Below are 25,552 nucleotides of genomic sequence, written 5' to 3'. Positions count from 1 at the left end.
ATAGGCCTCTGGATTGGCCAATATGACGCCCTCTGACCCTTGCAACAGCGACGACGCTACTGCTTAATACGGGACGGCTCATGGCGTCGAAAATCAGTCGGCGACCGACAAACACTATAAAAAGAGCACTCCTTTGACTGAGCACGGAACGCAACAGGCCGGGCAGGTGACGTTATCGTTGGTGGTCCCCGTTTTTAACGAAGAGGACAGCCTTGACACGTTTCTGCAGCGCATCAATGAAGTCTTTCAGACGCAAGCGTTGATCGATCTTGAGCTGGTGTTCATCAATGACGGCAGCACGGATGCCACGCTTGAGCGCTTGCTTGAGCGGCAACGGCACGATCCCCGTCTGCGCATCGTCGACCTGAGTCGCAATTTCGGTAAGGAGGCGGCGTTGTCCGCCGGGTTGCAGATGGCGACCGGGCAGATCGTAGTGCCGATTGATGCGGACCTGCAGGACCCGCCGGAAATCATTTTGCTGATGATCGAACGCTGGCGCGAAGGCTATGAGGTCGTGCTCGGTCACCGCATCAGCCGTCGTAGTGACACTTGGGCCAAGCAGACCTCGGCGCACTGGTTCTATCGCCTGCATAACAAAATTGCCGAGCAACCGTTACCCGAGAACGTCGGCGATTTTCGCCTGATGGATCGCTGTGTGGTCGATGCCTTGCTGACGTTGCCCGAATCCCGGCGCTTCATGAAAGGCCTGTTCGCCTGGGTCGGTTTTCGCACCACTCACGTCGATTACGAGCGCCCGGAGCGCGTGGCCGGGCAGAGCAAGTTCAACGGCTGGCGGCTGTGGAACTTCGCCCTCGAAGGCATTACCAGTTTCAGCACCGAACCGCTGCGGATCTGGACCTACGTCGGGGCGCTGGTGTCGCTGGTGTCATTTGCCTTCGCCATTTTCATCGTTGTGCGCACATTGATCCACGGTATCGACATGCCCGGTTATGCCTCGTTGATGGTGGCCGTGACCTTCCTTGGTGGCCTGCAACTGATCGGCATCGGCGTGCTCGGCGAATACCTGGGCCGCACCTATATCGAATCCAAACGCCGGCCGGTTTATCTGGTGCGTCGCGTCTACGACCCCAAGGATTGACCCATGGATCTGAAGGAAACCGACATCCTCGGCGATAGCATCAACGAGCATTGGTATTACTGCGCCAAAGCCGCCGCCACCAGGCGTTTGCTGGGGGATGCACCGATTGAACGGATCCTCGATGTGGGCGCGGGGTCAGGGTTTTTTTCCCATCATTTGCTCACGCATACCGATGCCCGGGAAGCGTGGTGCGTGGACATCAGCTATGCCGCCGACTCCAGCGCAACCACCGCCGGCAAACCGGTGCATTACCGTCGCGGTGTCGACACCCTCGATGCCGATCTGGTGCTGTTGATGGACGTGCTCGAGCATGTCGACGACGACCTCGGCCTGCTCAAGATGTATGTCGATAAAGTACCGTCGGGCAGCCGCTTTCTGATGACCGTGCCGGCGTTCCAGTTCATGTGGAGCGGTCACGATGACTTTCTCGAACACAAGCGCCGCTACACCCTGGCACAGTTCGAGACACTGGCCCGCGATGCCGGTTTGACGGTGCAGCGTGGCGCCTATTATTTCGGCGCGGTGTTCCCGATTGCGGCGGCGTTGCGCTTGTTGCCGCAAGGTGCGCAAGACCAACCGCCGCGCTCGCAACTCAAGCGTCATCACCCGCTGGTCAACACGGTGCTGAAGACCCTTTGTCGCCTTGAGCTGCCGTTGATGGGCATCAATCGTCTGGCCGGTTTGAGCGTTTTTGTATTGGCGCAGAAGCCGTGACCTCAGCGCAAAAAACGGCGTTGATCCAACGCGGTTTGCGCTTTGCCCTGACCGGATTGTTCGTGACGGCGTTGCATGCGCTGGTAGCCATTGCGTTCATCAATTTCATCAGTCCGTTACCACCCCTCGCCAATGGCGTGGCATTCGCCGTGGCGACGGTGGTGTCGTATGTGATCAACACCACCTGGAGTTTCTCGGCGCGATTGCAGGGCAGAACCCTGCTGCGGTTTCTGCTGGTGTCGGTCTGTGGGTTTCTGTTGGCGATGTTCGTCGCCTGGGCCGCGCAAATGGCCGGGCTCCACTATTTGCTGGGCATCGTCGCCGTGGCGTTGACGATTCCGGCATTCACTTTTGTGCTGCATAACTTCTGGACGTATCGATGAGGGATTTGAACAAGCATCCGGCCCTCGCGCTGCTGCCATTGCTGCTGGGAGTCCTCGCTTTTTTTCTGGTGATCGGCCCGCGCGCGCTGGATCCGCAGAACATTGCCTGGTTGAAGGACGGCGACCCGGCGACGCATTACCTGGGCTGGTTGTATTTCCGGCATGCCCCTTGGACGTTTCCGCTCGGGCTCAACCCGTCTTATGGGCTGGAGCTGGGCAGTGCGATCATTTTTTCTGACTCCAATCCACTGCTGGCACTGCTGTTCAAACCGTTCAACGGCTGGCTGCCGGAGACGTTCCAGTATTTCGGATTCTGGCTGCTGCTCTGTTTTGTTCTGCAAGCCTGGTTCGCCTGGAAGCTGCTCGGTCTCATCACCAACAACCCCGTGCTGCGGCTGTTAGGCGCCGGTTTATTGGTGTTTTCGCCGCCGATGTTTTTGCGCACGGGCGGACATCTCTCCCTTGCCGGACATTTCCTGATCCTCGCCGCCCTTTATCTGGCTCTGCACCCGGCGCTAGCACGGCGACGACTGGCATGGGGCGTGTTACTCGCCGCGACGGCGCTGGTGCACGCCTATCTGTTGGTCATGGTGGCATTGATTTGGGTGGCTGATCTGCTTGGGAAAATCATGATCGGTAAACTGACGCGCCGCTGGGGATTGGTCGAGTTTGTCAGTCTGTTCGCCCTGGTCAGTGTGTGTTGTTGGCAAGCGGGTTATTTCAGCATTGTCGATGGGGCGGGCGGTGGAGGTTTCGGTTGGTATCGGATGAATCTGGTATCCCTGTTCGACGCTGATGGGTGGTCTTACGTACTGCCTGGATTTGTGAAGGGCGGCGGGGACTACGAAGGCTTCAACTATTTGGGGCTCGGTGTTCTGCTGCTGGTGCCATTGGCGGGTATTGCCATTGTCCGAAGCAAGATCGGCGTCAAGGCGTTGCTCAGCCGTTGGCCATGGTTATTGCTGGCGATGATCGGGTTGACCGTATTTGCGCTGTCCAATCAAATCGGCCTGGGGGCACAAACGTTCAGCTACCCGTTACCGAAAGCCATCGAGGGACTGGCGAGCATTTTCCGGGCATCGGGTCGCATGTTCTGGCCGGTGTTCTATGCCATCGTGTTGCTGATTCTGTTTCTGGTGGTGCGCGGCTATCGACCGGTGATCGCCATGGGGCTGCTGGCGGTGGCGCTGACGGCGCAAGTCGTCGACAGCCACATCGCTTGGGCGGGTCTGAGAGCGGCAAAAATGGTGCCGCAAACTTCGGTTTGGGCCAGCCCGATGCAAAATCCGTTCTGGAACAACGCGGCCGCCTACTACAAGAATATTCGTGTGCTGAGCCCCAAAAACCAGACAGATCAGTGGCAGGTCATTGCCGATTTTGCCGCGACTCATGGCTTGAAGACCGACGCAGTTTATATGGGGCGCATGAGTCCCAAGGCGCTCGACAACGCCCAGCGTGATGCGCAACGCCGGCTGAGCACTGGGCGATACGAAGCTGACTCGCTGTACATTCTTGACGATGATTCGCTGGAACTGGCGATCAAAAATGTTCACAGCGATACCGATCTGCTGACCAGGGTTGACGACTTCGTCGTACTGGCGCCTGGCTGGAAGCGCTGCGCTCAATGCCTGGCGATGGTCGATGAGGGGCATGCGATGTCACTGGTGCCCCTGAGCCAGCCGGGGTTGGTGCAGGCGTTCAATCGCAAGAGCCGTCAGTTGGTCAAAGGTTGGGCTGCTCCGGAAACCTGGGGCACCTGGAGTGAGGGCCAGGACGCGGAAATTGCGCTGCGTGTAGCGCCGGGCACCACCTCGATCGTGATCGACGTTCTGGCTTTCGTCATGCCCCCCAAGCTGACTCAGCGGGTCATCGTCAGTATCAATGGGGTTGAAGCCTTGTCGACACGTCTGACGCAGGTTCAGGGCAATTTGCTGGAAATCCCGCTGAGCGCGGCGATCCGGGAAACATTGGTGGAGGGGCGGGTTTTGAATATCCAGTTGCATTTGCCCGACGCTACCAGCCCCAGAAACCTGGGATTGAACGATGATGCGCGGCTGATGGGTTTGGGGTTGAAGTCACTGACCGTTCGCTGAATCCTCTGTCGGCGGCGCAAAGGTTTATGGACGCCGGGCCCCGTGCGTTTCTACACTGCCGGTATTCCGGGGGCAGGGGGCAATGGATGAACCGCAATGAACTACGCAAGGCCGACATCAACCTGATGGTGGTGTTCGAGACCTTGATGCTCGAACGCAACGTGACCCGGGCGGCCGAGAAGTTGTTTCTCGGTCAGCCGACCATCAGCTCGGCGCTCAACCGCTTGCGCACGATGCTCAACGATCCGCTGTTCATCCGCGTCGGCCACCGCATGGAGCCGACCGCCCGCGCCGAAGATATCTTCCGTCATCTCAAGCCGGCGCTCGATTCGCTGTCGGTGGCGCTGAGCCTGACCCGCGATTTCGATCCAGCCGTGAGCACCATGACTTTTCGCATCGGTCTGTCCGATGACGTCGAGTTCGGCCTGCTGCCGCCGCTGTTGCGTGCTCTGCGCCAGGAAGCGCCGAATGTGGTGTTTGTGGTGCAACACGTCGATTACTGGCGCATCCCCGACTTGCTGGCGGCGGGCGACATTACCGTCGGCATCAGCCAGACCCGTGGCCTGCCGGCCAATGCCAAGCGCAAACTGTTGCGGCACATTCAGCCGAGCATCCTGCGTGCCGATGCTTCTGACACACCGCTGACCCTCGATGAATATTGCGCGCGGCCGCACGTGCTGGTCTCACACACGGCCAACGTCAGCGGTTTCGCTGACGAGTGGCTGGCGGAACTCGGCCGCACGCGCCAAGTGGTGCTGTCGGTACCGCAATACAGTGCGTTGCCGGCATTGCTCGCCGGCACCGACCTGATTGCCAGCCTGCCGGATTACACCGCGGCCGCCATGGCCACCTCCGGGTTGCTGTTCAAGGAGCCGTTCCCGTTCAAGACGCCGACGCTCGATCTGTCGATGGTCTGGCTCAGCCATGTCGACAGCGATCCGGCAGAGCGCTGGTTGCGCTCCAGGCTGGAGCAATTCATGAGCGAACGGCCACTCAACCCCCTGTAGGAGCTGCGGCACGCTGCGATCTTTTGATTTTCAAATCTCGAGATCAAAAGATCGCAGCCTCGTTTCACTCGACAGCTCCTGCAGGGGTTGGTGATGGGGCGCATGTGCTATATGTACGACCTTTCTGCCAACTGACTGGGGACTTGCAATGCCACATCTGCACATGGAATACACCGCCAACCTGCCGCAATTGAACGCTGACGTCGCGTTGATCCGGCTCAACAACACCCTGGTGGGGTCCGGTCAGTTTGCAGCGGAGTTCGATATCAAGAGCCGTGCGGTGAAGGTCGAGACCTTCAAGGTCGGCACTGCCATGAGCGAGCGCGCTTTTGTCTACGTGAAGCTGGCGCTGCTCAGCGGCCGTTCGCCCGAGATCAAAAAGCAGCTGTCGCAAAGTCTGTTGGCCGTGCTGCAGGACCTCTGCGAATGGCCGGCCGGGGTCGAAGTGCAGTTGTGTGTCGAGCTGGTCGACATTGATCGCGAGTCCTACAGCAAAACCGCCATCGGCGCGTAGGAATCAGACTGCCTCCAGTTCGCCGCACACTTTGATCACCTGCTCGCGCAGCCAGACGTTGGCGCTGTCCTGGTCGACGTTCTGGCTCCACTGCATGTCGAGGGTGAAGCCCGGCAAGCCGTTTGGCGCCTCGCAGTGATTGAACACCGCCTCATTGGTCAGCAAACGCTGAATGCGCCGGGGCAGGGTGAGTATGAAGTCAGTGCCGGTGATCATCTTCAACGCTGCGCTGTAACTGTTCGAACGTGCCACGATCTGACGTTTCTGCGCCTGTCGCGCCAGCCAGCCGTCGACCATGTTGGTGGTCGACGTCCACGGCGTCGGGAACACATGCCGACGTTCGGTAAAGGCTTGCAGACTCAGACGCGGCTCCAGTGGCGTGGCGCGTTTGTCGAAGACGCAGACCAGATCATCTTCAAGCAGCATCCGCGATTTCAAGTCGGTGTGATGACGGTGGAAGTTGGGACCGAAACTGATCACCAAGTCGAGTGTGCCGTCGCGCAACTCATCCGCCGGCACATCGGTTTCAAACTTGTGCATGTTGACCATCACCGGCAAATCATCGAAGTCGAAGCGCTTCAACAGGCGCGGCAGGATCAATTGCTCGAAGTATTCCGGGGCGCAGATATTGAAGGTGACCGCTTGTTGGGTCGGGTCGAACACCGGGGCACCGGCGTGACACAAATTGATGCTTTCGAGGATCTTCTGCACATGGCCGTACATGCTGCTGGCCTTGTAGGTCGGGCGCATGCCGGTGCGGGTATTGATGAACAGTTCGTCTTCGAAACTGGTGCGCAGTTTTTTCAGGCAGTAACTGACCGTGGACTGACTGACACACAGCGTTTCCGACACATCGGTGACGCTGCTCTGCTCATACACGGCGATAAACACCATGAGATCCTGCATGTCGAGCTTTCGAAGCAAGTTACTGTTCAGCATCCATTCCGTCCCGCTGTGCTCCTTGCGCTGAATCCGCGCAAACGTGTGCGAACGATCCTAGCGGAACGATGGTGCCAGGACAAAGCCTTGTAGGACGTTTCACGGACAGTTGTGGGACAGAAAGTTTTAGCAACACGACGTCATGCTTCAAACCGCGAAAAGATGGCCAGAAGCCTTTAGCCCGATCAGGAAAAATGCCGCGCGTAGTGCCGTGGATCGAAGCGCGACACCATTAGCAGCATCACCACCATGACGGCAGTCAACGACCACCACGCCCACTCGAAGCTGCCCAATTGATCGCGGATCATACCCGCCATCAGCGGCGAGAGGCCGGCAATCAGATAGCCAATGCCCTGCACGAACGCCGTCAGGCCGCCCGCACGTTGCGGGTTGTCGAGGTGATCGAGCGAGACAATCAGGCTCATCGGGAACAACCCGCCGATGCCCAGGCCCAGCAGACACGGCCAAAGCAGGCTGAGGTGCTGCGGGCTGAGGATCAACCCACAGAAGCCGGCAATGATTAGCCCGAGCAGGGCCATCAGCACCCCGCGCCGGTCGCGGCGGCGATTGGCGATGGCGGGCACCACCAAACCGGAAATTACCTCCATGGCCGTCAGAAAACCTAACAGCAGGCCGGCGTTTTGTTCGCTCCAGCCTTTTTCCACGTAGTACGGCGCCAACCATGCCAGCACGCAGGTGTAGGACGCCGTCCCCAAACCGAAGAACAGTGCGAGTAACCAGGCGCGGGAATTGCCGAAAAAGGATTCTTTTTTTGTTACCCGGGGCGTGGCGGGCGGCAGGTTGGCGCGCTGCGTCCAGCCGAACACCAGGGCCAGCAGTGCCAGTCCGGCCCAGATGGCCAGGCCCACACGCCAACTGCCGGCTTGCATCATCACCAAGGGTGCGAACGAGGCTGCAATCGCTGCGCCGCCCATGATCGAGGTGACATACAAGCCCATGCACAGCGCCACGTTGTCGGCGAAACGCGATTTGATCAGCGCCGGCATCAACGCCTGAATCAGCGCGATGCCCACACCCGCCAGCACAGCGCTGGCAATCAATTGCGCAGCAGAGTCGACAAACAACCGCGCCAACGTTGCCAGACCAATGATCAGCAGCGACAGCAGCACCGTGCGCTGTTCGCCCAGACGCTGACTGATGCCGATAGCGAAAAACATCGCCAGTCCCATCGCCATGACCGGCAGCATGGTCAGCAGCGAGGCGAGGCTGAAGCTCAATGGAATATCGCCGCGAATTGCCGAGAGCAATGGCCCGATGGCCGCCATCGACGGTCGCAGATTCAGCGCGACTAACACAATGGCGAGCATCAGCCAGACGGTGGAGCGAGAGGTGGTGCGCACGTTTTCCATCATCAAACCTTTGATACCTGAGGTCGAGGATTAGGCGCGCGACCCGCAGAGCCAGGCAAACCAGAAAATCCACGCCCGTGCCTAAAAATCAAATACCCCGCCCCTGTAGGAGCTGCCGAAGGCTGCGATCTTTTGATCTGGCTGTTAAAAAACAAAAATCAAAAGATCGCAGCCTTCGGCATCTCCTACACGGTTAAGTTTTTGCTGAATAATTCGGCGCCAACTAATCGTTGGCGTCTTTTTCACAAAAAATTGATGGTTGCCTGCCTAAAGTTTGTCATGCCTTGGTTAATGAATTTTTCACAATTAACCCGTGGCCAGTCTTTTCAGGAATAGCCCACCTTTATGTTGAAGTTAAAAGCCGTGCGCCCGGAATGGGTGACGTTGATTGCCAGCGCCTTTCTTTTGATCGGCTGCAACTTTGTCCTCTGGCAGCATCTGTTCGAGATCACTGCCGCCGATGGCAAGGGCATCGCCATGCGCGTGGCTTTCGGGCTGATGATCCTGGCGGCATTCAACATCGTACTGACCCTTCTGGCCTTTCGTCCGCTGCTCAAGCCGCTGTTGACCCTGATCTTTCTGATCAGCGCCGGCGTGGCGTATTTCATGAGTCAATATGGCGTCATGATCGATGCCGGGATGTTCCGTAACTTTGCCGAGACCAATGCAACAGAAGTGCGTGATCTGCTCTCGTTGAAGTTGTTTGTTTATATGTTGTTGCTCGGTGTTTTACCGTCGTGGTTATTGTGGAAAGTGCCGGTCAATTATCGTCGCTGGCACCGTGAATTGATTAGCAAAGTTATTGTCAGTGTGGCCTCGGTAGCGGTTATTGGCGGGGTGGCATTGGCCAACTATCAGGGCTTGTCTTCGCTGTTTCGCAATCACCACGAAATTCGCTTGATGCTAGTGCCGAGCAACTACATCGGCGCGTCGGCCGGTTACCTGCGTGAGCAAGTGATCTCGGCGCAGCAACCGTTCATCAAGATCGGCGAAGACGCCCAGCGCAATCCCGACCTGAAACTTCAGCCGCGCAAATCCCTGACCGTGCTGGTGGTCGGTGAAAGCGCTCGTGCCGAGAACTTCGGTATTCTCGGGTATGACCGCGACACCACGCCGAAACTGGACAAGGAAGCCGGGCTGATCGCCTTTACCGATGTGCATTCCTGCGGTACGGAAACCGCGGTTTCGGTGCCGTGCATGTTCTCCAACATGGGCCGCAAGGACTACGACGCGAGCAAGGCGAAGAATGAAGAGGGCTTGCTCGATGTGCTCCAGCGTGCCGGTATCGATGTGATCTGGCGTGATAACCAGTCCGGCTGCAAAGGTACTTGCGATCGGGTCACGCTGCAGGACGTCAGTAACTTGAAAGACCCGGCGTTGTGCGCCAACAGCGAATGCCGCGACGAAATCCTGTTGCAGGGTTTGCAGAGCTTTATCGACCATCTGGACAAAGACACCGTGCTGGTGCTGCACCAGATGGGCAGCCACGGCCCGGAATACTTCAAGCGTTATCCAAAGGAGTACGAGCACTTCACCCCAGTCTGTGAAAGTAACGCACTGAACAATTGCAGCCGCGAAAGTATCGTCAACGGCTACGACAACACCCTGGTGTATACCGACCATGTGCTGTCGAGCCTGATCGATGTATTGCGCAGCAATCAGGACAAAGTCGATACCGCGATGTTGTATCTGTCGGACCACGGCGAATCGTTGGGCGAGTACAACTTGTTCCTGCATGGCACGCCTTACATGCTGGCGCCGGAACAACAGAAGCATGTCGCGATGCTGGCGTGGTTCAGCGACAGTTATCAGAAGGCCTATTCGGTCGACACCCATTGCCTGCAGATGAGCCGCGACAAACCGCTGAGTCAGGACAACCTGTTCCACTCGATGCTTGGCCTGCTGGAAGTGAAGAGCTCGGTCTATCAGCCCGATCTGGACCTGTTCGCCGGGTGCCGCGGGTCAGTGATCGACGGCGTCCTGGCCAAAGACTGAACCCGCCCCCTGTAGGAGCTGCCGAAGGCTGCGATCTTTTGCTCTTGCCCTTAAAAACAGGATCAAAAGATCGCAGCCTGCGGCAGCGCCTACAGGTAATGGCTCTGCCTGCAACGCGTGTAAGACTATTCTTTCCCTTGGGCAGGACATTTCGTTACAGCTCTTGCCCTTCGCAGGCGCGTAAATCGCCGGTGGCGATATATACTGCGCGCCATTCTTCAAGGGAGAGCCGTGTGGCCATCGATATTCACTGGATTCGCGACAACGAAAGCCTCGCGCAGTTTTGCGCCGAGTGGCAGCAGCTGCCGTTCGTTGCCCTCGACACCGAATTCATGCGGGTCGACACCTTCTACCCGATTGCCGGTCTGTTACAGGTCGGCGACGGCAAACGCGCCTACCTGATCGATCCGTTGACCATCAACGCCTGGCAACCGCTGGCGGCGCTGCTGGAGAACCCGGCGGTGCTCAAAGTCCTGCACGCGTGCAGTGAAGACCTTGAAGTGCTGTTGCGCCTGACCGGCAGCCTGCCGGCGCCGCTGTTCGACACACAACTGGCGGCCGCTTACCTGAACCTCGGTTTCTCGATGGGCTACTCGCGGCTGGTGCAGGCAGTCCTCGGCATTGAATTGCCCAAGGGCGAAACCCGTTCCGACTGGTTGCAGCGCCCGCTGTCCGACACGCAAATCAGCTACGCCGCCGAAGACGCCGTGCATCTGGCGGAAGTTTTCGTACAACTGCGACCGAAACTGTCTGACGACAAATTCGCCTGGGTGCTGGAGGACGGTGCCGAACTGGTCGCCAACCTGCGCCGCGAAACCGATCCATACGAGGTTTACCGCGACGCCAAACTGGCGTGGAAACTCTCCCGCGCGCAACTGGCGGTACTGCGTGAGCTGTGCGCCTGGCGTGAAACGGAGGCGCGTGCCCGTGACCTGCCGCGCAACCGCATTGTCCGCGAGCACTCGCTGTGGCCGCTGGCCCGCACGCAACCGGACAATCTCGCGGCGCTGGGCAAAATCGAAGACATGCACCCGCGTACCGTGCGTCAGGACGGCCAGTTTCTGCTTGATCTGATCAAGCGCTCTGGCAGTGTGGGGCCTGATCAATGGCCGCCCGCTGTGCCGGAGCCGTTGCCGGTCGAAGCCGCTGCACTGATCAAACAGCTGCGTGCATTGGGTCAGGCTGAGGCCGAGCGTCTGGACATCGCGCCGGAACTGATGCTGCGCAAGAAAACCCTCGAAGCCCTGGTCAAAAGTGGCTATCCCGAGGGTCCTTACCAATTGCCTGAGTCGTTGCGTGGCTGGCGCCGCGAACTCATGGGCCAGACGCTGCTCGACAGCCTGGCCACCGCCGGAGAACAGCCTTGAAGCGTATTTGCTCTATTTACCAAAGCTCGAAGCGCAAGGGCATGTATCTCTATGTGCTCAAGAGCGATGAGTTGGAACGCGTGCCCGAGGCCCTGATGGCGGCCTTCGGCAAAGCCATATTTACCTTCAGTCTGGTGCTGACGCCCGAGCGTAAACTGGCCAGCGAAGACATCGTTGTGGTGCTGGAAAACCTCGACAAGCAGGGCTACCACCTGCAAATGCCGCCGGCTGAGGACGAGTACATCGAGCACTTGCCCGAAGAGTTGCTGCGACGCAACGACCCGGTCTGATCCGCGAGGCTCTATTCTGGGCCTCGGTTAACCCTGGAACTGTTTTTACCGCGATGGCCGACCGAAATCCGGTGGCCGTCTGCACGGTTTGCGAAAGGTTTGAAGATGCGCGTTCTGATTGCTGAACACGACCACGCGATATACGCCCGCTTGCTACGTCAGGCAGCGCCCGAGCTTGAAGTGCTGACCAGCGGCGACTCTGCCGAACTGGCGCGGCTGGCGACGGATTGCCCGGTGTGGCTGGGGCAACCGGATCTGCTGGCAACCCTGCTGCGGCAGGGCCATCAACCGCAATGGCTGCAATCGACCTGGGCGGGCATCACGCCGCTGCTGGCCGACGGCTTGCGCCGCGATTATCGCCTGACCCGGGCGGTGGGGATTTTCGGCCAGGTGATGGCCGAGTACGTGCTGACCTACATGCTCGGTCACGAGCGCGAAGTGTTGGCGCGGCTGGTCAGCCAGGTCGAGCGCAAGTGGGATAACCGCACCGGCCAGAGTCTGGTCGGGCGCAAAGTCTTGATCGTCGGCACCGGTGACATCGGCCAGAGCGTGGCGCAGTTCCTGCTGCCGTTCGGCGTCGAGCTGTACGGCATTGCCAGCAGTGCCCGCGAGCAGGCGCCGTTTGTCGAAGTCGGTTCGATGGCGGATCTGCCGCGTCTGGTCGGCGAAGTCGATTACGTGGTCAATCTGCTGCCGAACACTGAGCACACCCACGATATCTACGACGCGGCGCTGTTCAAGCAATTCAAGCCGACCGGGTTGTTCATCAACGCCGGGCGCGGTGTGGCGGTGGTGGATGCGGATCTGGTCGAAGCCTTGAAGGAAGGGCATCTGGCCGGTGCAGTCATCGACGTTTGCCGTCAGGAGCCATTGCCACAACGGCATCCGTTCTGGACCGCGTGGGGCTTGCTGCTGACCGGGCACAGCTCGGCACCGACGTCGCCGGCGTTGATGGTGCAGTTGTTTGTCGACAACCTGACGGCATATCAGGCGGGTGAAGCGCTGCGCGGTGAAGTGGATTTCAATCGCGGGTATTGATTCACCACAAACAATGTAGGAGTGAGCCTGCTCGCGATAGCGGTGTAACAGTCATTAATGATTTTGAATGTTACGCCCTCATCGCGAGCAGGCTCACTCCTACAATTGGTTTCGCGGTGTGGCTTAGAGGGTGAAGTCGCCTTCAGCCGCCAGCTCGCCCAGCGGGCGGCGCGGGCTCGGTTCTTCGCGCGCTTGCAGGTACTCGGCCAGCGTTGCCTTGTCACCCAACTTGCCCACCGCAACCGCCGCATGCAGCGCATAACCTTGCGGAATATTCAGTTCCTTGCGCGTCAGCTCCTGATCGAACCCGGCCATGCCGTGGGTGTGCCAGCCGCTGAGACTCGCTTGCAGCGCCAGATGGCCCCACGCCGAACCCGTGTCAAAGGTGTGCCACAGTGCTGGCGTTTCTTCCGTCGCGCCCGGAGCAGTGAAGGTAGTTTTCGAAATCACGATTACCAGTGCCGAGGCATGCTGCGCCCAGCTTCGGTTGAACTCATTGAGCAGGCCCAGGTAACGCTGCCAGTTCGGCGTGTCGCGACGGGCGTAGAGGAAACGCCATGGCTGCGAGTTGTACGCCGACGGTGCCCAGCGCGCTGCTTCGAAGAAGCTCAGCAGAGTTTCTTCCGGGATCGCTTCACCGGTGAAAGCGCGCGGCGACCAGCGGTCAGTGAATTGCGGGTGAATGGCGTATTCGGCAACGCGAGGGTTGGCACTCATCGAGAGATTCCTTGCTACGGTTGAATAAGAGATTCGAACGAAAACCCGGCGGGATCAGTTGCGCTGAACGATGAGGGTTTTCCGAGCCTGAGGGTTCACCGGCGTGTAACGCGGTCGAGCGTTAATGGCACTGGGGCAGGGCTCATTGCGACAGGCCAAACTACTTGTCTGCACAAAAGCTGACAAGCCCTGTGTAACCGATAGTCGCCAGCGCTTGGCCGACAAGGCCTTGGGCACTAGACTGGCGGCCTTTTCACCACCTGATGTTGATGCTTGAGCCATGGCCGCCGAAGTCGAACCGTTCTGGAAACACAAAACCCTCGATCAGTTGAATCACCAGGAATGGGAATCGCTGTGCGACGGCTGTGGTCTGTGCTGCCTGCAAAAGCTCGAGGATGAAGAAGACAACAGCGTCTATTACACGCGCATCGCCTGCAAACTGCTCGACCTGAACACCTGCCAGTGCAGCGACTACCCGAATCGCATCAAGTTTGTCCCCGACTGCATTCAGCTCACGCCGGGCCAGGCCGAAGAGTTCAAATGGCTGCCGCCGACCTGCGGGTATCGTCTGGTCAGCGAGGGCAAGGACCTGCCGCTGTGGCATCACTTGGTCTGCGGCGACCGTGACGCGGTGCACCGCGAGCGGATTTCCCAGTCCGGGCGCATGCTCGCCGAGGGCAGCGTGCCGGAAGACGATTGGGAAGATCACCTGATTTTCCGCGCGGGTTAACTGAACAATCTGTAGCGAGGGAGCTTGCTCCCGATCATTCGGGCCTGCGAGCAGGCTCGCTAGCCACAAGGAGTGTGTATGGCTGTGGGATTGCCTCAGGCGCTGCTCGTCGTACTGCTGGCGCTGAGCGCACCGGTATGGGCGGCGCAGAAAGTCGACCTCGATTACCACGTGCGCCTGTTGCCGCAAAGCGATCAGGCCGAAGTGCGCCTGACCCTGGCCAAAGGCGAAGCCGTGCGCAGCCTCGATTTCGACCTCGGTGACGGCAGCCATTACAGCGATTTCAAGGCCGACGGCCAATGGCTGCTGACGCCGGGCACACACGCTCGCGGCGTCTGGCGGCCGACCCGTGACAAGGCCAGCCTGACCTACCGCGTACGCCTCAGCCACGGTCGCAAGAACGGCAGCTTCGACACACGCATGACCCCGAGTTGGGCGTTGATGCGCGGCGACGAGTTGGTGCCGCCGGCCAAACTCGATCAACAGGACGGCACCGAACTGGTCGCGCGCCTGCAATTCGAATTGCCCGAAGGCTGGAAAAGCGTCGAAACCGCGTGGCCACGTATCGGCAAAAACAAATTCCGCATCGATAACCCGTCACGCCTGTTCGACCGCCCGACCGGCTGGATGCTCGCCGGCCACCTCGGCAGTCGCCGCACGCGACTGGGCGAAACCGAAGTCACCGTGGCTTCGCCGCAAGGGCAGGGCATGCGCCGCATGGACGTGCTGACGTTGCTGACGTTCGTCTGGCCGCAGGTGCAGGCGGTTTACCCACGGCATCCGGCGAAACTGTTGATCGTCGGCGCCAATGACCCGATGTGGCGTGGCAGCCTTGGCGCGCATGAATCGATCTTCGTGAATAGCCGATTGCCGCTGGTCAGTGAAAGCGGCAGCAGCGCATTGGTGCGGGAGCTGGCGCAGGTGTTCGGACGGATCAATGACGAGCAGCGCAGCGACTGGATCAGCGAGGGTTTTGCCGAGTATTACGCGATCGAACTGGTGCGCCGCGCCGGTGGCATGAGTGATGAGCGCTATCAGAGTTTGCAGGCGAAACTGGCCAAGGACAGTCAGAAAGTCAAGACGTTGCGTGGCGCGCAGATCAGCCCGGCGCAGGTGTCAAAAGCGGTGATTTTGTTGCAGGAACTGGATCGCGAGATTCGTCTGAAAACGCGTAACAAGCGCTCGCTGGATGATGTGTTGCGGGGTGCGATGCATTTGGGGACGGTGAGTACTAAAGAGTTTGTGCGACTGGCTGAGAGTGTGCTCGGCGAGTCCTCGAAAGTCCTTGATACCGAGTTACTGCAATAAAGAGCAAAAGATCGCAGCCTGCGGCAGCTCCTACATGTGGAGTGCGTTTCCCTGTAGGAGCTGCCGCAGGCTGCGATCTTGTGCTTTTAAACCCCGGCTTTCGGCGATTTCACTGAATCATTGCCGGTCACCGTCGCCGAGCTGGTCGCTGCTTCGGCATTCGCCTTCAGCTTGCTCAACTCTTCCCCGGCACGCTCGATCTTCGCCCGCACGTTGTTCATATCCTGACGACTCTTCTCGATCAGACTCTTCACCGAGCTGTGCCCGGTAATCCCGCGGGCCATGGCCACGCCGCCAATCGCCACCTGAATCAGACCGAACACACCGCCACGGCGCAGGCCCTTGCCGACCATGATCACGCCACCGGCCAATGAGCCGATGCGCTCCCAGCCTTCGACGTTCTGCTCGGAACGGCTTTGGAATGGGGTGGATTCGATACGCTCGACGCGTTTGAGCTCGGTCATGATCTTTCTCCAGGCAATGAATAATGGATAAACAAGCTGACTGCGCAAGCGGCCAGCTTGTTCCATCGGATGTTCGACGCTTTAGCGGAATTTTGGCCCGGAGCGGGTGTTCAAGCCTTTGGCCATGCGGTCGTAGAGCACGACGTTGACCGTGGCGGCGAGGTTCATGCAGCCGGTGGTCGGGATGTACACAACGTCTTCGCACCAGTCGCGGATTTCTTTATCCAGCGAGCCGTCTTCCGGTCCGAAGATGTACAGCGCGCGATCCGGGTGGGTGTATTCCGGCAGCGGGCGGGCGCCCTCAACCAGTTCCACGGCGACCGGTACGCAGTTGAGCGGGAGGATCTTTTTCAGATCGTCGATGCCGATCAGCGGGATGTCGTAGTGCACGCGCTTGGTGTCGGTGACGAAATCGGCGGCGCGTTCATAACGCTTGCCGGTGTAGAACACCGATGCCACGCCATAGCAGCCTGCGGCGCGCATCACCGAACCGACGTTCTCCGGTGATTTGGGGTTATACAAACCAATGCAGCTGTACCGTTTGTCTGCCACGAGCGGGGTGCCTTCGGGAAAAAAGAGCGCGATTATACGGGGATTGGGGGAGTGCGGGCAGATTCGAGATCTGCGGTGTCTGGCCCGGCCTCATCGCTGGCAAGCCAGCTCCCACAGGTTTCCTGGATACACACAAAATTTGTGAACGAGCCTGATCACTGTGGGAGCTGGCTTGCCAGCGATGGGGCCAGTTCAGGCGATGAAGATCATTAATCTTCTTTTTTCATCAGCCCGGCGAGGGCGGCAAACGGGTTGTGCGTCGCCTTGGCAATCTTCGGCGTGCTCAACGAGCCTTCGCTGAAGTACTGCTGATCGGTATACCGCGAATGTTCGTTGTCGTGGCAATACAGGCACAACAATTCCCAGTTCGAGCCGTCTTGCGGGTTGTTGTCGTGGTTGTGATCGCGGTGGTGCACGGTCAGTTCGCTGAGGCGCTTGCCGGAAAATTCACGGGTGCAGCGGCCACAGACGTGCGGGTACATCTTCAGGGCCTTGTCGCGGTAGCCCATTTCCTTGTCGCGCTGGTTGTCAGCGAGGATGCGATCCAGCTTCGACGTATTGGTTGGGGTGGACGAACTCATGGGTTCACCTTTGTAAAAGACTAATGACGGTTATGCGCAGAGTTTAGCTCAGCCCTTGAGCTTCTCGGCAATCCAGATTGTGTGCCGCGTGCCCTTGTTGCCGTGGGCGAAGACCTGGACCTCTTCGGCCTTGAAACCGGCCTTCTTCAATTTGTCGGAAAACAGTCGATCAGCGCTGGCTGACCACACCGCCAGTACGCCTTTCGGACGCAATGCCTTGGCGCAGGCATTCAGGCCAGCGGCGGAGTACAGCCAGCTGTTGGCCTTCTGGGTCAGGCCTTCGGGGCCGTTGTCGACGTCGAGCATGATCGCGTCGAAGCCGTTCGGTTCGCTTTGCAGTACCTTGGCCACATCTTCCTGACGGATGACGGTGCGCGGATCGAGCAACGGCCGGCCGGACTTCTCGCCGAGCGGGCCACGGTTCCACTCGACCACGCCGGGCACCAATTCTGCGACCACCACTTCAGCGGTCTTGCCCAGATGCTTGAGTGCCGAGGCGAGGGTGAAGCCCATGCCCAAGCCGCCGATCAGCACCCGCGAATCCGGCCGGCCAGCGACCTTGCGGCACGGAATCTCGGCCAGCGCATCTTCGGAGCCGTGCATGCGCGTGTTCATCAATTGCCCGCCGTCGCCGCCCTGGATCTTGATGACGAAGTCCTCGCCATACTCGAACAGGCACAGGGCACCGCCGCTTTCAGGGATCGGGGTGGTGTCGAGCAGAACGAAACGTTTCATGGAAATCTCTACAAGGGGGAAGGCAAGCAGGCCCGTTGGGAGTAGCCTGAGCGCAGACTAGAGGCCAAACGGAGCCCTTGATGAAGCGCACCATTCTAACGGTCATTGCCCTGGCCGCGCTCACGATTACTGCAGCGCAGGCGCAACAGTCGATTCCGCTCAGCCCGGCGCCGCAACCCGGCTCGCCCGGTACTGCAACGCCGACACCGTATCCGCAGATCACCCCGATCAACATTCCCAAGTCTGGCGCCGGCAGTGGCAGCCCGCCTCTGGTGCCGATCGAAATGCCCAGCCCGCCAAGCAAGGATCAACCGGTGCAAGGCATTGAACCGACCGGCACCAAGGCAAAATCCCCCGGCGGTTAAACCTGTTGCGCCGCTAATTGACCGTCGGCCATGCGCAGGCGTTTCGACAGCGAAACGGCGAGGGCACGGATGATCTTCGCGGCGATTTTCGGTGCGTCGTTGAGCATTTTTTCCAGGGAGTCTTTGCCGAGGTTGAGCAACTGACAGTTGCTCGCGGCGATGCAGGTAGCCGAACGGCGTTCACCGTCGAGCACGGCCATTTCGCCAAAGGCCCGACCGCTGCGCAGGGTGGCCATGGTGATGACTTGGCCGTCGGGCCCGGTTTTCTGCACGGCGACCTGACCGGTGTGGAGGATGCACATGAAACTGCCGGCATCACCCTCACGGAAAATCGCCTCGCCTTCAGCCACGGTGCTGATGCTGAAATAGCCGGAAGCGGCCGCAAAGTCGGCCAGTTGCAATTGATCGAACAGGCCGCAGTCCATCAGCCAGTCGCGGATTTCGTTGTTCAGGAAGGTCGGTTCTGACATGTCGTCACGGTCTTATTCTGTTGTCACGGATTCCAGGCATTACACAATCCCCATGTAGGAGCTGCCGAAGGCTGCGATCTTTTGATTTTGATTTTTTAAAAGGCAAGATCAAAAGATCGCAGCCTTCGGCAGCTCCTACAGGGATCTGTGAGTATCGGCCTCTTGGGTCTGGAGTTAAGACCCAAGTGACCGGTGGAGTTCCTCAGGCAATGCCCAAAACCTTGAAAACAAATGCGTATTCGAGCGCTACGTCACGTAATCCCTGATAACGCCCGCTCATCCCGCCGTGGCCGGCTCCCAGTTCAGTCTTGAGCAGCAGCAGATTGTCGTCGGTCTTGGTCGCGCGTAACTTCGCCACCCACTTGGCCGCTTCCCAGTACTGCACGCGGCTGTCGTTGTAGCCGGCGATTACCAGCGTCGCAGGATAATTCTGCGCACTGACGTTTTCGTACGGCGCGTAAGCCTTGATCCGCTCGTAAACTTCCGGCTCTTCAGGATTGCCCCACTCGTCGTATTCGGTGACGGTCAGCGGCAGCTCCGGGTCGAGCATGGTGTTGAGCACGTCGACGAACGGCACTTCGGCAATCGCCACACCGAACAGATCCGGGCGCTGGTTGAGCACCGCGCCGATCAGCAAGCCACCGGCGCTGCCGCCGCTGATCGCCAGTTTCTCGGCAGTGGTGATGCCGTTGAGGATCAAAAATTCGGCGCAGGCAATGAAATCGCTGAAGGTGTTGTGCTTGTGTTCCTGCTTGCCGGCGCGATACCAGGCCTCGCCCAGCTCTCCGCCGCCACGCACGTGGGCGATGGCAAAGGCCATGCCGCGATCCAAAAGGCTCAGGCGCGCGTGGGAGAACCACGGATCGAGGCTCGAACCGTAAGCGCCATAACCGTACAGATACAGCGGCACGGCCTTACCGACCATTTCGCGTTTCATCACCAGGCTGATCGGCACCAGCGTGCCGTCCGGCGCCGACGCCCACAGGCGCTGGCTGACGTAGGCTTCGGCGTCGAACGGACCGAGCACCGGCGTTTCCTTGAGGACGGCTTGTTCGCCGCTCGCCAGCAACAACTGGCGCACTTGCGCCGGACGGTTCAAGGCCTCGTAGCGCAGACGAATGCGGTCGCTTTCAAACTCCAGGCTGTTTTGCACATACAGGCTGTAGGCCGCGTCCGGCAATTGCACGCGATAAGGCGCCAGGCCTTGTGGGTGAACTTCGATGATCGGCAGACCACCTTCGCGCAAGCTCAGGGTCATCGCCTCGGTGTTGAGGCTGACGCCATCGAGCATCACCGTGTCGCTGTGCGGGATCAGGTTCTGCCACTCGGCTTCGGTCGGCGCAATGCCGGTGTCCGGTGCCTGATACAGGGCGTAGTTGATGCCGTCGCGGTTGGTGCGGATAAACCATGTCCACGCGCCATCGAGCAGGCCGTGATCGACGTCGTATTCGTGGTCTTCGACCCGTGGCGCCAGGCAGGTGAACGGCAGGTGCGGCTGATTGGCATCGAGCACCCAGACTTCGCTGGTGGTCTTGCTGCCCAGCGACAACAGCAATTGCTGTTCGGAGCTTGCGCGGTAGCAATGCAGGAAGAAACGCCCGTCCGCCTCGTGGAAGACCTCTTCAGCGGCAGTGCCATCGAGACGGTAACGCAACAGTTTGTGCGGCCGGTGGGTGTCGTCGAGCACGCCGAAGAACAGCGTCAGGCTGTCGTTGGCCCAGGTCATGCTGCCGTCGCAGTCCTCGAACTCCAGCTCGCTGACCTTGTCGTTGGACAGTTCCTTGACGAACAGCGTGTAAATCTCATCGCCCGTGGCGTCGACGCTGTAGGCCAGACGCTGGTGGTCGGGGCTGATGCTGAAGGCACCCAGCGAGAAAAAACCGCCATTGGCCAGTTCATTCGGGTCGAGCAGCAGTTGTTCGCGGCTTTCGTCGAGGGTCAGGCTGTCGTCGGCCGGGCGCGGGCAGCGATAGTGCCGGGCGTATTCGTCACCCGCCGTGGTGCGCGTGTAATACAGGTAGGAGCCCCACGGCGAGGGCAGGGACAGGTCGGTTTCCAGAATCCGCCCCTTGATCTCTTCGAACAGAGATTCGCGCAACTCGGCCTGATCGGCGGTTTGCGCTTCTTGGTAAGCGTTTTCGGCCTTGAGGTAATCGAGCACCGCGTCGGTGTCGCGTTCCTGCAGCCAGGCGTACGGGTCGGCACCGGGCGCCTTGTGGGCAATCGGGGCACTGATGGCATTGGCGGATTGGGGCATGGAAGGCTCTCGAACAATGTACGGAATAGGGGTTTTCGCAGCGCTTGAAACCGCCGCAGACCCTGTAGGAGTGAGCCTGCTCGCGATAAGGCCGGCACATTCAACATCAATGTTGTCAGGCTGTCCGTCATCGCGAGCAGGCTCACTCCTACAGGTCGCATGTCTATTGGGACAAGCCGGATGGGCGAAAAGTCGTTACTATAAGCGCCTCTTTGCCTGCCTTGCCATGGACACCATGACCGAGAACGACTATCTGATCGCCTGGGGCCTCTACGCCTTTGCCGCTGTGGGCTGCCTGTTGGTATGGATGCGCCTGACTACCTGGATGTGGCGCTGGCTGCGCGAACCGCTGCGCGTGTTGATGGCGGTGTTGCTGTTCAGCCCGACCATCATTGACCCGGTCAAGGAAAAGGTTGCGCCGGCCATCGCCATCACCGCGCTGGACCTGGCCTTCAAGGTCGGCAACAACGCCTGGCGTGCAGTCTCCGATCTGTTCATGTACGGCATGATCGCTTTCGGCATCTACCTGATCTTCGTGCTGATCCGCTTCCCGATCGAACGTGCCTCCAAGGCTCGCCGCGAACAAGCCGAAGCGGCCAAAGCCGCCGCCCGTGCCGATGACCGCGACGACGATCAACCGTTCGGCGCTGCCGGTGATGACCGCTACGGCCGGCCACCGGTCCCGAACAATCCGCAGCGCATGCGGGTCGAGCCGCGTCTGTAATCCCGAGAGTCCGCACATGTGTGAATTACTGGGCATGAGTGCCAACGTGCCGACCGACATCGTCTTCAGCTTCACCGGTCTGATGCAGCGCGGCGGGCGTACCGGCCCGCACCGCGATGGCTGGGGCATCGCCTTCTATGAAGGCCGCGGTTTGCGCCTGTTCCAGGACCCGGCAGCGAGTTGCGAATCGGAAGTCGCCAATCTGGTGCAGCGTTATCCGATCAAAAGCGAAGTGGTCATCGGCCACATCCGCCAGGCCAACGTCGGCAAGGTCTGCCTGTCCAACACCCACCCGTTCGTCCGCGAGCTGTGGGGGCGCAACTGGTGCTTCGCGCACAACGGCCAGCTCGCCGACTTCACGCCGATCAAAAGTTTCTACCGCCCGGTCGGCGATACCGACAGCGAGGCGGCGTTCTGCGATTTGCTCAACCGCGTACGTGCAGCTTTTCCGGAGCCGGTCGATATAGAAGCGCTGCTGCCGGATCTGGTCGCTGCCTGTGCCGAATACCGCAGCAAAGGCGTATTCAACTGCCTGCTCAGTGATGGCGACTGGCTGTTCTGCTATTGCTCGACCAAACTCGCACAGATCACCCGGCGCGCACCGTTCGGCCCGGCACGGCTGAAGGATGTCGACGTGATCGTCGATTTCCAGGCCGAAACCACGCCCAACGACGTAGTGACGGTGATTGCCACCGAACCGTTAACCGAAAACGAAACCTGGACCCGCTACGAACCGGGCCAATGGAGCCTGTGGCGACGCGGCGAATGCGTCAGCCAGGGCAAGACCGAATAAGGATCTATCCCCGATGTTGCTCAGTTATCTACGGCTGGTGTTGTTTGCGGCGGGCCTGTTGATCGGTGTCCAGGTGCCGGGGTTTATCAACGATTACGCGAAACGGGTCGAAGCGCATCTGATTGAAGCGCAGACTGGTTTGCGCGGGTTCCAGGGCACCGCCGAGCAGTTCTTCAAGGGCGATATACAGGCGCTGGTGGCGCATTACCGCGCCAGCGAAGACCCGGTGTTTCGCAGCGATGCCGACAGCCTGAGCACCTTGCTCGATCGTCAGCTCGCGTTGGATAAACAGTTCCAGGCGATGCAGGGCCCGTGGTACATCCGCTTCCTGCAAGTGGTGCTGGCGGCGGATCCGGACATTCGCAAGGAAACCTGGAACGGCTACAGCTACCAGATTCTGCTGACCCCGGAAGCGATGATCTGGGGCATGAGCGGGGCGTTGCTGCTGTCCTTCGGCATTGAGTGCCTGTTCCGCCTGATCGACTGGGTGGTGCTCGGTGGCCGCCGCTTGCGCCAGAGCCGCCCGATCGAAGACCGCGACGTGCGTGGGTTGTAACAGCTCAAGATCAAAAGATCGCAGCCTGCGGCAGCTCCTATAGAGATCAATGTAGGAGCTGCCGCAGGCTGCGATCTTTTGCTATTCAGGGGTTCAAAACCACATACTCATCACCGAACTTCTGCGCATACCCCGCCAACACCTGCTGACACAACGTCACAATCTCCTCGACCCACTCAACCCCCACCCGCCACGACACCACCACCTGCAAGTCCGGCGGACGCTGATCAATGGCCAGCAAGGTCAGTTCCCCCCGCGCCAGTTCCTCCGCTACCAGCACCGGCGGCAGCACGCCAATACCAAAACCATCGCGCAACAACCGTGTGATCGCCGACACCGAATTCACGCAGTTCAAGCGCGGAGCCAGCACCCCGTTCGCCTGCATCAACGCCACAAGGTCTTGATGCGGCCGGGAGTTTTTCGAGTAGGTGATGATGCGTTCCTGCGCCAGTTCAGCGAGGTCGGTGTAGTCGCGGTTGTAGATCGAATTACTGGCGACGATCCAGCCCAGCGGATGGCTGGCCAACTCCAGACTGCGCACGCTTTCATGGCGCACCAGATCGGTTTGCAGAATCAGATCAAGAAAGCCTTTTTGCAGCTGATCGCAGAGGTTCAGCGAGGTATCCGCCACCAGCTCGATTTCCACCCGTGGATACAGATCGGTCATCTGCGCCACCAACGGGCTCAGCCAAGTGTGGATCACCGTGTCCATCACGCCGATGCGCACGCGGCCGACCTTGCTTGAGCGGGTTTCGATCGACTGCTTGAGCGCCGACATGGTGTCGAGCATCTGCTCGGCATATTCCAGCACTTTCAGTCCTTCGGGCGTCAGGCTGACACCGCGCGAATCGCGCAGAAACAGCTTAACCCCCAGCTCGCCCTCCAGCACCGCAATGCGGCTCGAAATCGACGCCTGGGTGGTGAACAGCTTGTCGGCGGTCAGGCGAAAACTCTTCAGGCGGGCGACCCAGACAAAGGTCTCGAGAAACTTCAGGTTCATGGGCAAGGCTCGGGTGACAAATTTTTCTTATGCCTAAGGCGGGTTTTTATTCGTTGGACGCAGTAGGGCCGCGCGACGAAAAATCGACGCATCCGGTCCCCACGATAGGCGTCGTCGGGGCTGCGAACAAGACCAATAAAAAACCTGCGGAGATAAGCCATGAGTGCTCCCGACACCCTAGAAGCATCCTCGGCACCGGCGCGTCCGGGGCCGTTCGACTGGTATCGCAACATCAACCAGCAGGAGCGCCGCACGTTCTGGAGCTGCAAGATCGGCTACGGTCTGGACGGCATGGACACGCAGATGCTCAGCTTCGTCGTGCCGACGCTGATTGCGATGTGGGGCATCACTACCGGCGAGGCCGGGCTGATTCATACCAGCACGCTGATTGCTTCAGCGATTGGCGGTTGGGTCGCCGGGATTCTTTCTGACCGCATCGGCCGCGTGCGCACCCTGCAATTGACGGTGCTGTGGTTCGCCTTCTTCACCTTCCTCTGCGGCTTCGCGCAAAACTACGAACAATTGCTGATCGCCCGCACCTTGATGGGCTTCGGTTTCGGCGGCGAATGGACGGCCGGCGCGGTGCTGATCGGCGAGGTGATCCGCGCCAAGGATCGCGGCAAAGCGGTGGGCATGGTGCAATCCGGTTGGGCGCTGGGCTGGGGGCTGACGGCGATTCTGTATGCGCTGCTGTTCTCGGTGCTGCCGCCGGAAGACGCCTGGCGCGCGCTGTTCATCCTCGGCATCGTGCCGGCGATTTTCGTGATTTTCGTCCGCCGTCTGGTCAAGGATCCGGAGATCTATCGCGAGGCTAAAGCCCAACAAACGCCGGAGAATCAATCGAAGTTCTACGAGATCTTCGCGCCGGGCATGCTCTTCACCACGTTCCGCGCTTCGTTGCTGACCACCGGTGCGCTCGGCGGTTATTACGCCATCACTTCCTGGCTGCCGACCTTCCTCAAGAACGAACGCGGCTTGGGCGTGCTCGGCACCGGCGGCTATCTGGCGATGGTGATTGTCGGCTCTTACGTCGGCTACGTGATCAGCGCTTATCTGACCGATCTGCTCGGCCGCAAAAAGAATTTCATCCTGTTCGCGGTCGGCTCGTTCACCATCGTGCTGCTCTATACGCAATTGCCGGTGAGTAATGGCGTGATGCTGTGGCTGGGCTTTCCGCTGGGCTTCTTTGCCTCGGGGATCTTCAGCGGCATGGGCGCGTTTCTCACTGAGTTGTTTCCAACACGGATTCGCGGTTCGGGGCAGGGCTTTTGCTACAACATCGGGCGGGCGTTGGCGGCATTGTTTCCGCTGCTGATCGGTTTGCTTAGCCAGACCGTGCCATTGAGCGTCGGTATTGGTGCCTTTGCTGCAGTGTCTTACGGCGTAGTGATTATCGCGGCGTTGAGCCTGCCGGAAACCCGTGGCAAGCAACTCGATACGCAGTAACTGATAACCTGCGAAACAAATTCCTACAGATAAAAAGACAAGACG

27 protein-coding genes are annotated in these 25,552 nt (G+C 59.7%); 17 read left to right on the top strand and 10 right to left on the bottom strand.

Going from position 1 to position 25,552, the window contains the following annotated elements; all coding sequences use genetic code 11:
• The first annotated feature begins 133 nt into the window (after positions 1–133).
• The 6 genes from ACZZ0B_RS18845 to ACZZ0B_RS18820 all read left to right on the top strand — a co-directional run bounded on the left by ACZZ0B_RS18845 (position 134) and on the right by ACZZ0B_RS18820 (position 5,810).
• Positions 134–1,099: a glycosyltransferase family 2 protein gene (locus ACZZ0B_RS18845; RefSeq protein WP_008087127.1), complete on the top strand. Its 966-nt coding sequence runs from the start codon at positions 134–136 to the stop codon at positions 1,097–1,099.
• Positions 1,100–1,102: 3 nt separating this feature from the next.
• The gene (locus ACZZ0B_RS18840) at positions 1,103–1,813 is read left to right on the top strand and encodes a class I SAM-dependent methyltransferase (protein ID WP_440096315.1); all 711 of its coding nucleotides are present in this window, start codon (positions 1,103–1,105) and stop codon (positions 1,811–1,813) included.
• Entirely contained in the window at positions 1,810–2,196 is a 387-nt protein-coding gene (locus ACZZ0B_RS18835; protein WP_463545972.1) for a GtrA family protein, read from the top strand. Before ACZZ0B_RS18840 ends, ACZZ0B_RS18835 begins: the two co-directional genes overlap by 4 nt.
• Positions 2,193–4,289, top strand: coding sequence for a DUF6311 domain-containing protein (locus ACZZ0B_RS18830; RefSeq protein WP_008087122.1), 2,097 nt, complete (start codon positions 2,193–2,195; stop codon positions 4,287–4,289). The genes ACZZ0B_RS18835 and ACZZ0B_RS18830 overlap by 4 nt, the downstream gene beginning before the upstream one ends.
• 86 nt (positions 4,290–4,375) lie before the next feature.
• Entirely contained in the window at positions 4,376–5,296 is a 921-nt protein-coding gene (locus ACZZ0B_RS18825) for a LysR substrate-binding domain-containing protein (RefSeq protein WP_008087120.1), read from the top strand.
• A gap of 148 nt (positions 5,297–5,444) precedes the next feature.
• Positions 5,445–5,810 (top strand): 5-carboxymethyl-2-hydroxymuconate Delta-isomerase, encoded by a 366-nt coding sequence (locus ACZZ0B_RS18820; RefSeq protein WP_008087117.1) that lies wholly within the window; start codon positions 5,445–5,447, stop codon positions 5,808–5,810.
• A gap of 3 nt (positions 5,811–5,813) precedes the next feature.
• Here ACZZ0B_RS18820 and ACZZ0B_RS18815 read toward each other — a convergent pair whose 3' ends face one another.
• Together ACZZ0B_RS18815 and ACZZ0B_RS18810 are read right to left on the bottom strand one after the other, a co-directional pair.
• A complete protein-coding gene (locus ACZZ0B_RS18815) occupies positions 5,814–6,749 on the bottom strand; it encodes a LysR family transcriptional regulator (protein WP_463545971.1) in 936 nt (311 codons plus the stop codon).
• 185 nt (positions 6,750–6,934) lie between these two features.
• Entirely contained in the window at positions 6,935–8,119 is a 1,185-nt protein-coding gene (locus ACZZ0B_RS18810; RefSeq protein ID WP_463545970.1) for a cyanate transporter, read from the bottom strand.
• Positions 8,120–8,464: 345 nt separating this feature from the next.
• Here ACZZ0B_RS18810 and ACZZ0B_RS18805 point away from each other — a divergent pair, with 345 nt between their 5' ends.
• The 4 genes from ACZZ0B_RS18805 (at position 8,465) to ACZZ0B_RS18790 (ending at position 12,809) form a co-directional block, all read left to right on the top strand.
• Complete coding sequence (locus ACZZ0B_RS18805; protein WP_463545969.1) at positions 8,465–10,114, top strand: phosphoethanolamine transferase; 1,650 nt, start codon at positions 8,465–8,467, stop codon at positions 10,112–10,114.
• Positions 10,115–10,347: 233 nt separating this feature from the next.
• A complete protein-coding gene (rnd, locus tag ACZZ0B_RS18800; RefSeq protein WP_008087109.1) occupies positions 10,348–11,481 on the top strand; it encodes a ribonuclease D in 1,134 nt (377 codons plus the stop codon).
• A complete protein-coding gene (locus tag ACZZ0B_RS18795) occupies positions 11,478–11,771 on the top strand; it encodes a YcgL domain-containing protein (protein ID WP_008087107.1) in 294 nt (97 codons plus the stop codon). Before rnd ends, ACZZ0B_RS18795 begins: the two co-directional genes overlap by 4 nt.
• Positions 11,772–11,876: 105 nt before the next feature.
• Entirely contained in the window at positions 11,877–12,809 is a 933-nt protein-coding gene (locus ACZZ0B_RS18790; protein ID WP_440096310.1) for a D-2-hydroxyacid dehydrogenase, read from the top strand.
• 123 nt (positions 12,810–12,932) lie between these two features.
• Here ACZZ0B_RS18790 and ACZZ0B_RS18785 read toward each other — a convergent pair whose 3' ends face one another.
• Complete coding sequence (locus ACZZ0B_RS18785) at positions 12,933–13,526, bottom strand: nitroreductase family protein (RefSeq protein WP_440096308.1); 594 nt, start codon at positions 13,524–13,526, stop codon at positions 12,933–12,935.
• 280 nt (positions 13,527–13,806) lie between these two features.
• Between ACZZ0B_RS18785 and ACZZ0B_RS18780 the strand changes: the two genes are divergently transcribed.
• Both ACZZ0B_RS18780 and ACZZ0B_RS18775 read left to right on the top strand, forming a co-directional pair.
• Positions 13,807–14,256 carry a YcgN family cysteine cluster protein gene (locus tag ACZZ0B_RS18780; RefSeq protein WP_463545968.1) on the top strand — a complete coding sequence of 150 codons (450 nt, stop codon included), beginning with the start codon at positions 13,807–13,809 and terminating at the stop codon, positions 14,254–14,256.
• 78 nt (positions 14,257–14,334) lie between these two features.
• Positions 14,335–15,564, top strand: a complete 1,230-nt coding sequence (locus ACZZ0B_RS18775) for a hypothetical protein (protein WP_463545967.1) — start codon at positions 14,335–14,337, stop codon at positions 15,562–15,564.
• 86 nt (positions 15,565–15,650) lie between these two features.
• On the opposite strand, the gene ACZZ0B_RS18770 is transcribed toward ACZZ0B_RS18775, so the two are convergent.
• From ACZZ0B_RS18770 to ACZZ0B_RS18755, 4 genes are all read right to left on the bottom strand, one after another.
• Positions 15,651–16,028, bottom strand: coding sequence for a YgaP family membrane protein (locus ACZZ0B_RS18770; protein ID WP_008087099.1), 378 nt, complete (start codon positions 16,026–16,028; stop codon positions 15,651–15,653).
• A gap of 81 nt (positions 16,029–16,109) precedes the next feature.
• Positions 16,110–16,580, bottom strand: coding sequence for an RNA methyltransferase (locus ACZZ0B_RS18765; RefSeq protein WP_007911337.1), 471 nt, complete (start codon positions 16,578–16,580; stop codon positions 16,110–16,112).
• 209 nt (positions 16,581–16,789) lie between these two features.
• Positions 16,790–17,161: a YajD family HNH nuclease gene (locus ACZZ0B_RS18760; protein WP_007911336.1), complete on the bottom strand. Its 372-nt coding sequence runs from the start codon at positions 17,159–17,161 to the stop codon at positions 16,790–16,792.
• Between the two features lie 48 nt (positions 17,162–17,209).
• Positions 17,210–17,896: a spermidine synthase gene (locus ACZZ0B_RS18755; protein WP_007911335.1), complete on the bottom strand. Its 687-nt coding sequence runs from the start codon at positions 17,894–17,896 to the stop codon at positions 17,210–17,212.
• A gap of 80 nt (positions 17,897–17,976) precedes the next feature.
• Between ACZZ0B_RS18755 and ACZZ0B_RS18750 the strand changes: the two genes are divergently transcribed.
• The gene (locus ACZZ0B_RS18750) at positions 17,977–18,261 is read left to right on the top strand and encodes a hypothetical protein (protein WP_440096303.1); all 285 of its coding nucleotides are present in this window, start codon (positions 17,977–17,979) and stop codon (positions 18,259–18,261) included.
• Here the strand turns inward: ACZZ0B_RS18750 and ACZZ0B_RS18745 are convergent.
• Both ACZZ0B_RS18745 and ACZZ0B_RS18740 read right to left on the bottom strand, forming a co-directional pair.
• Complete coding sequence (locus ACZZ0B_RS18745) at positions 18,258–18,731, bottom strand: Crp/Fnr family transcriptional regulator (RefSeq protein ID WP_008085900.1); 474 nt, start codon at positions 18,729–18,731, stop codon at positions 18,258–18,260. The genes ACZZ0B_RS18750 and ACZZ0B_RS18745 overlap by 4 nt on opposite strands.
• Before the next feature lie 202 nt (positions 18,732–18,933).
• The gene (locus ACZZ0B_RS18740) at positions 18,934–20,988 is read right to left on the bottom strand and encodes a S9 family peptidase (RefSeq protein ID WP_463545966.1); all 2,055 of its coding nucleotides are present in this window, start codon (positions 20,986–20,988) and stop codon (positions 18,934–18,936) included.
• 226 nt (positions 20,989–21,214) lie between these two features.
• Between ACZZ0B_RS18740 and ACZZ0B_RS18735 the strand changes: the two genes are divergently transcribed.
• The 3 genes from ACZZ0B_RS18735 to ACZZ0B_RS18725 are packed head-to-tail and all read left to right on the top strand — an operon-like array spanning position 21,215 to position 23,061.
• Complete coding sequence (locus tag ACZZ0B_RS18735) at positions 21,215–21,712, top strand: MFS transporter (protein ID WP_158835419.1); 498 nt, start codon at positions 21,215–21,217, stop codon at positions 21,710–21,712.
• Between the two features lie 16 nt (positions 21,713–21,728).
• Positions 21,729–22,505, top strand: a complete 777-nt coding sequence (locus ACZZ0B_RS18730) for a class II glutamine amidotransferase (RefSeq protein WP_008085906.1) — start codon at positions 21,729–21,731, stop codon at positions 22,503–22,505.
• A 13-nt stretch (positions 22,506–22,518) separates the two neighbouring features.
• On the top strand, positions 22,519–23,061 hold the full coding sequence (locus ACZZ0B_RS18725) for a DUF2937 family protein (protein ID WP_008085908.1): 543 nt from the start codon (positions 22,519–22,521) through the stop codon (positions 23,059–23,061).
• Positions 23,062–23,146: 85 nt separating this feature from the next.
• Here the strand turns inward: ACZZ0B_RS18725 and ACZZ0B_RS18720 are convergent, their stop codons facing one another.
• Positions 23,147–24,061, bottom strand: coding sequence for a LysR family transcriptional regulator (locus tag ACZZ0B_RS18720; protein ID WP_463545965.1), 915 nt, complete (start codon positions 24,059–24,061; stop codon positions 23,147–23,149).
• Positions 24,062–24,220: 159 nt separating this feature from the next.
• On the opposite strand from ACZZ0B_RS18720, the gene ACZZ0B_RS18715 reads away from it, so the two are divergent.
• Complete coding sequence (locus ACZZ0B_RS18715; RefSeq protein WP_463545964.1) at positions 24,221–25,507, top strand: MFS transporter; 1,287 nt, start codon at positions 24,221–24,223, stop codon at positions 25,505–25,507.
• Positions 25,508–25,552: the final 45 nt, after the last annotated feature.

The organism is Pseudomonas sp. AC247 (genome assembly GCF_979258015.1).
The sequence above is the reverse complement of the archived record's forward strand: the minus strand, read 5'-3'. Positions and strand labels throughout refer to the sequence as shown.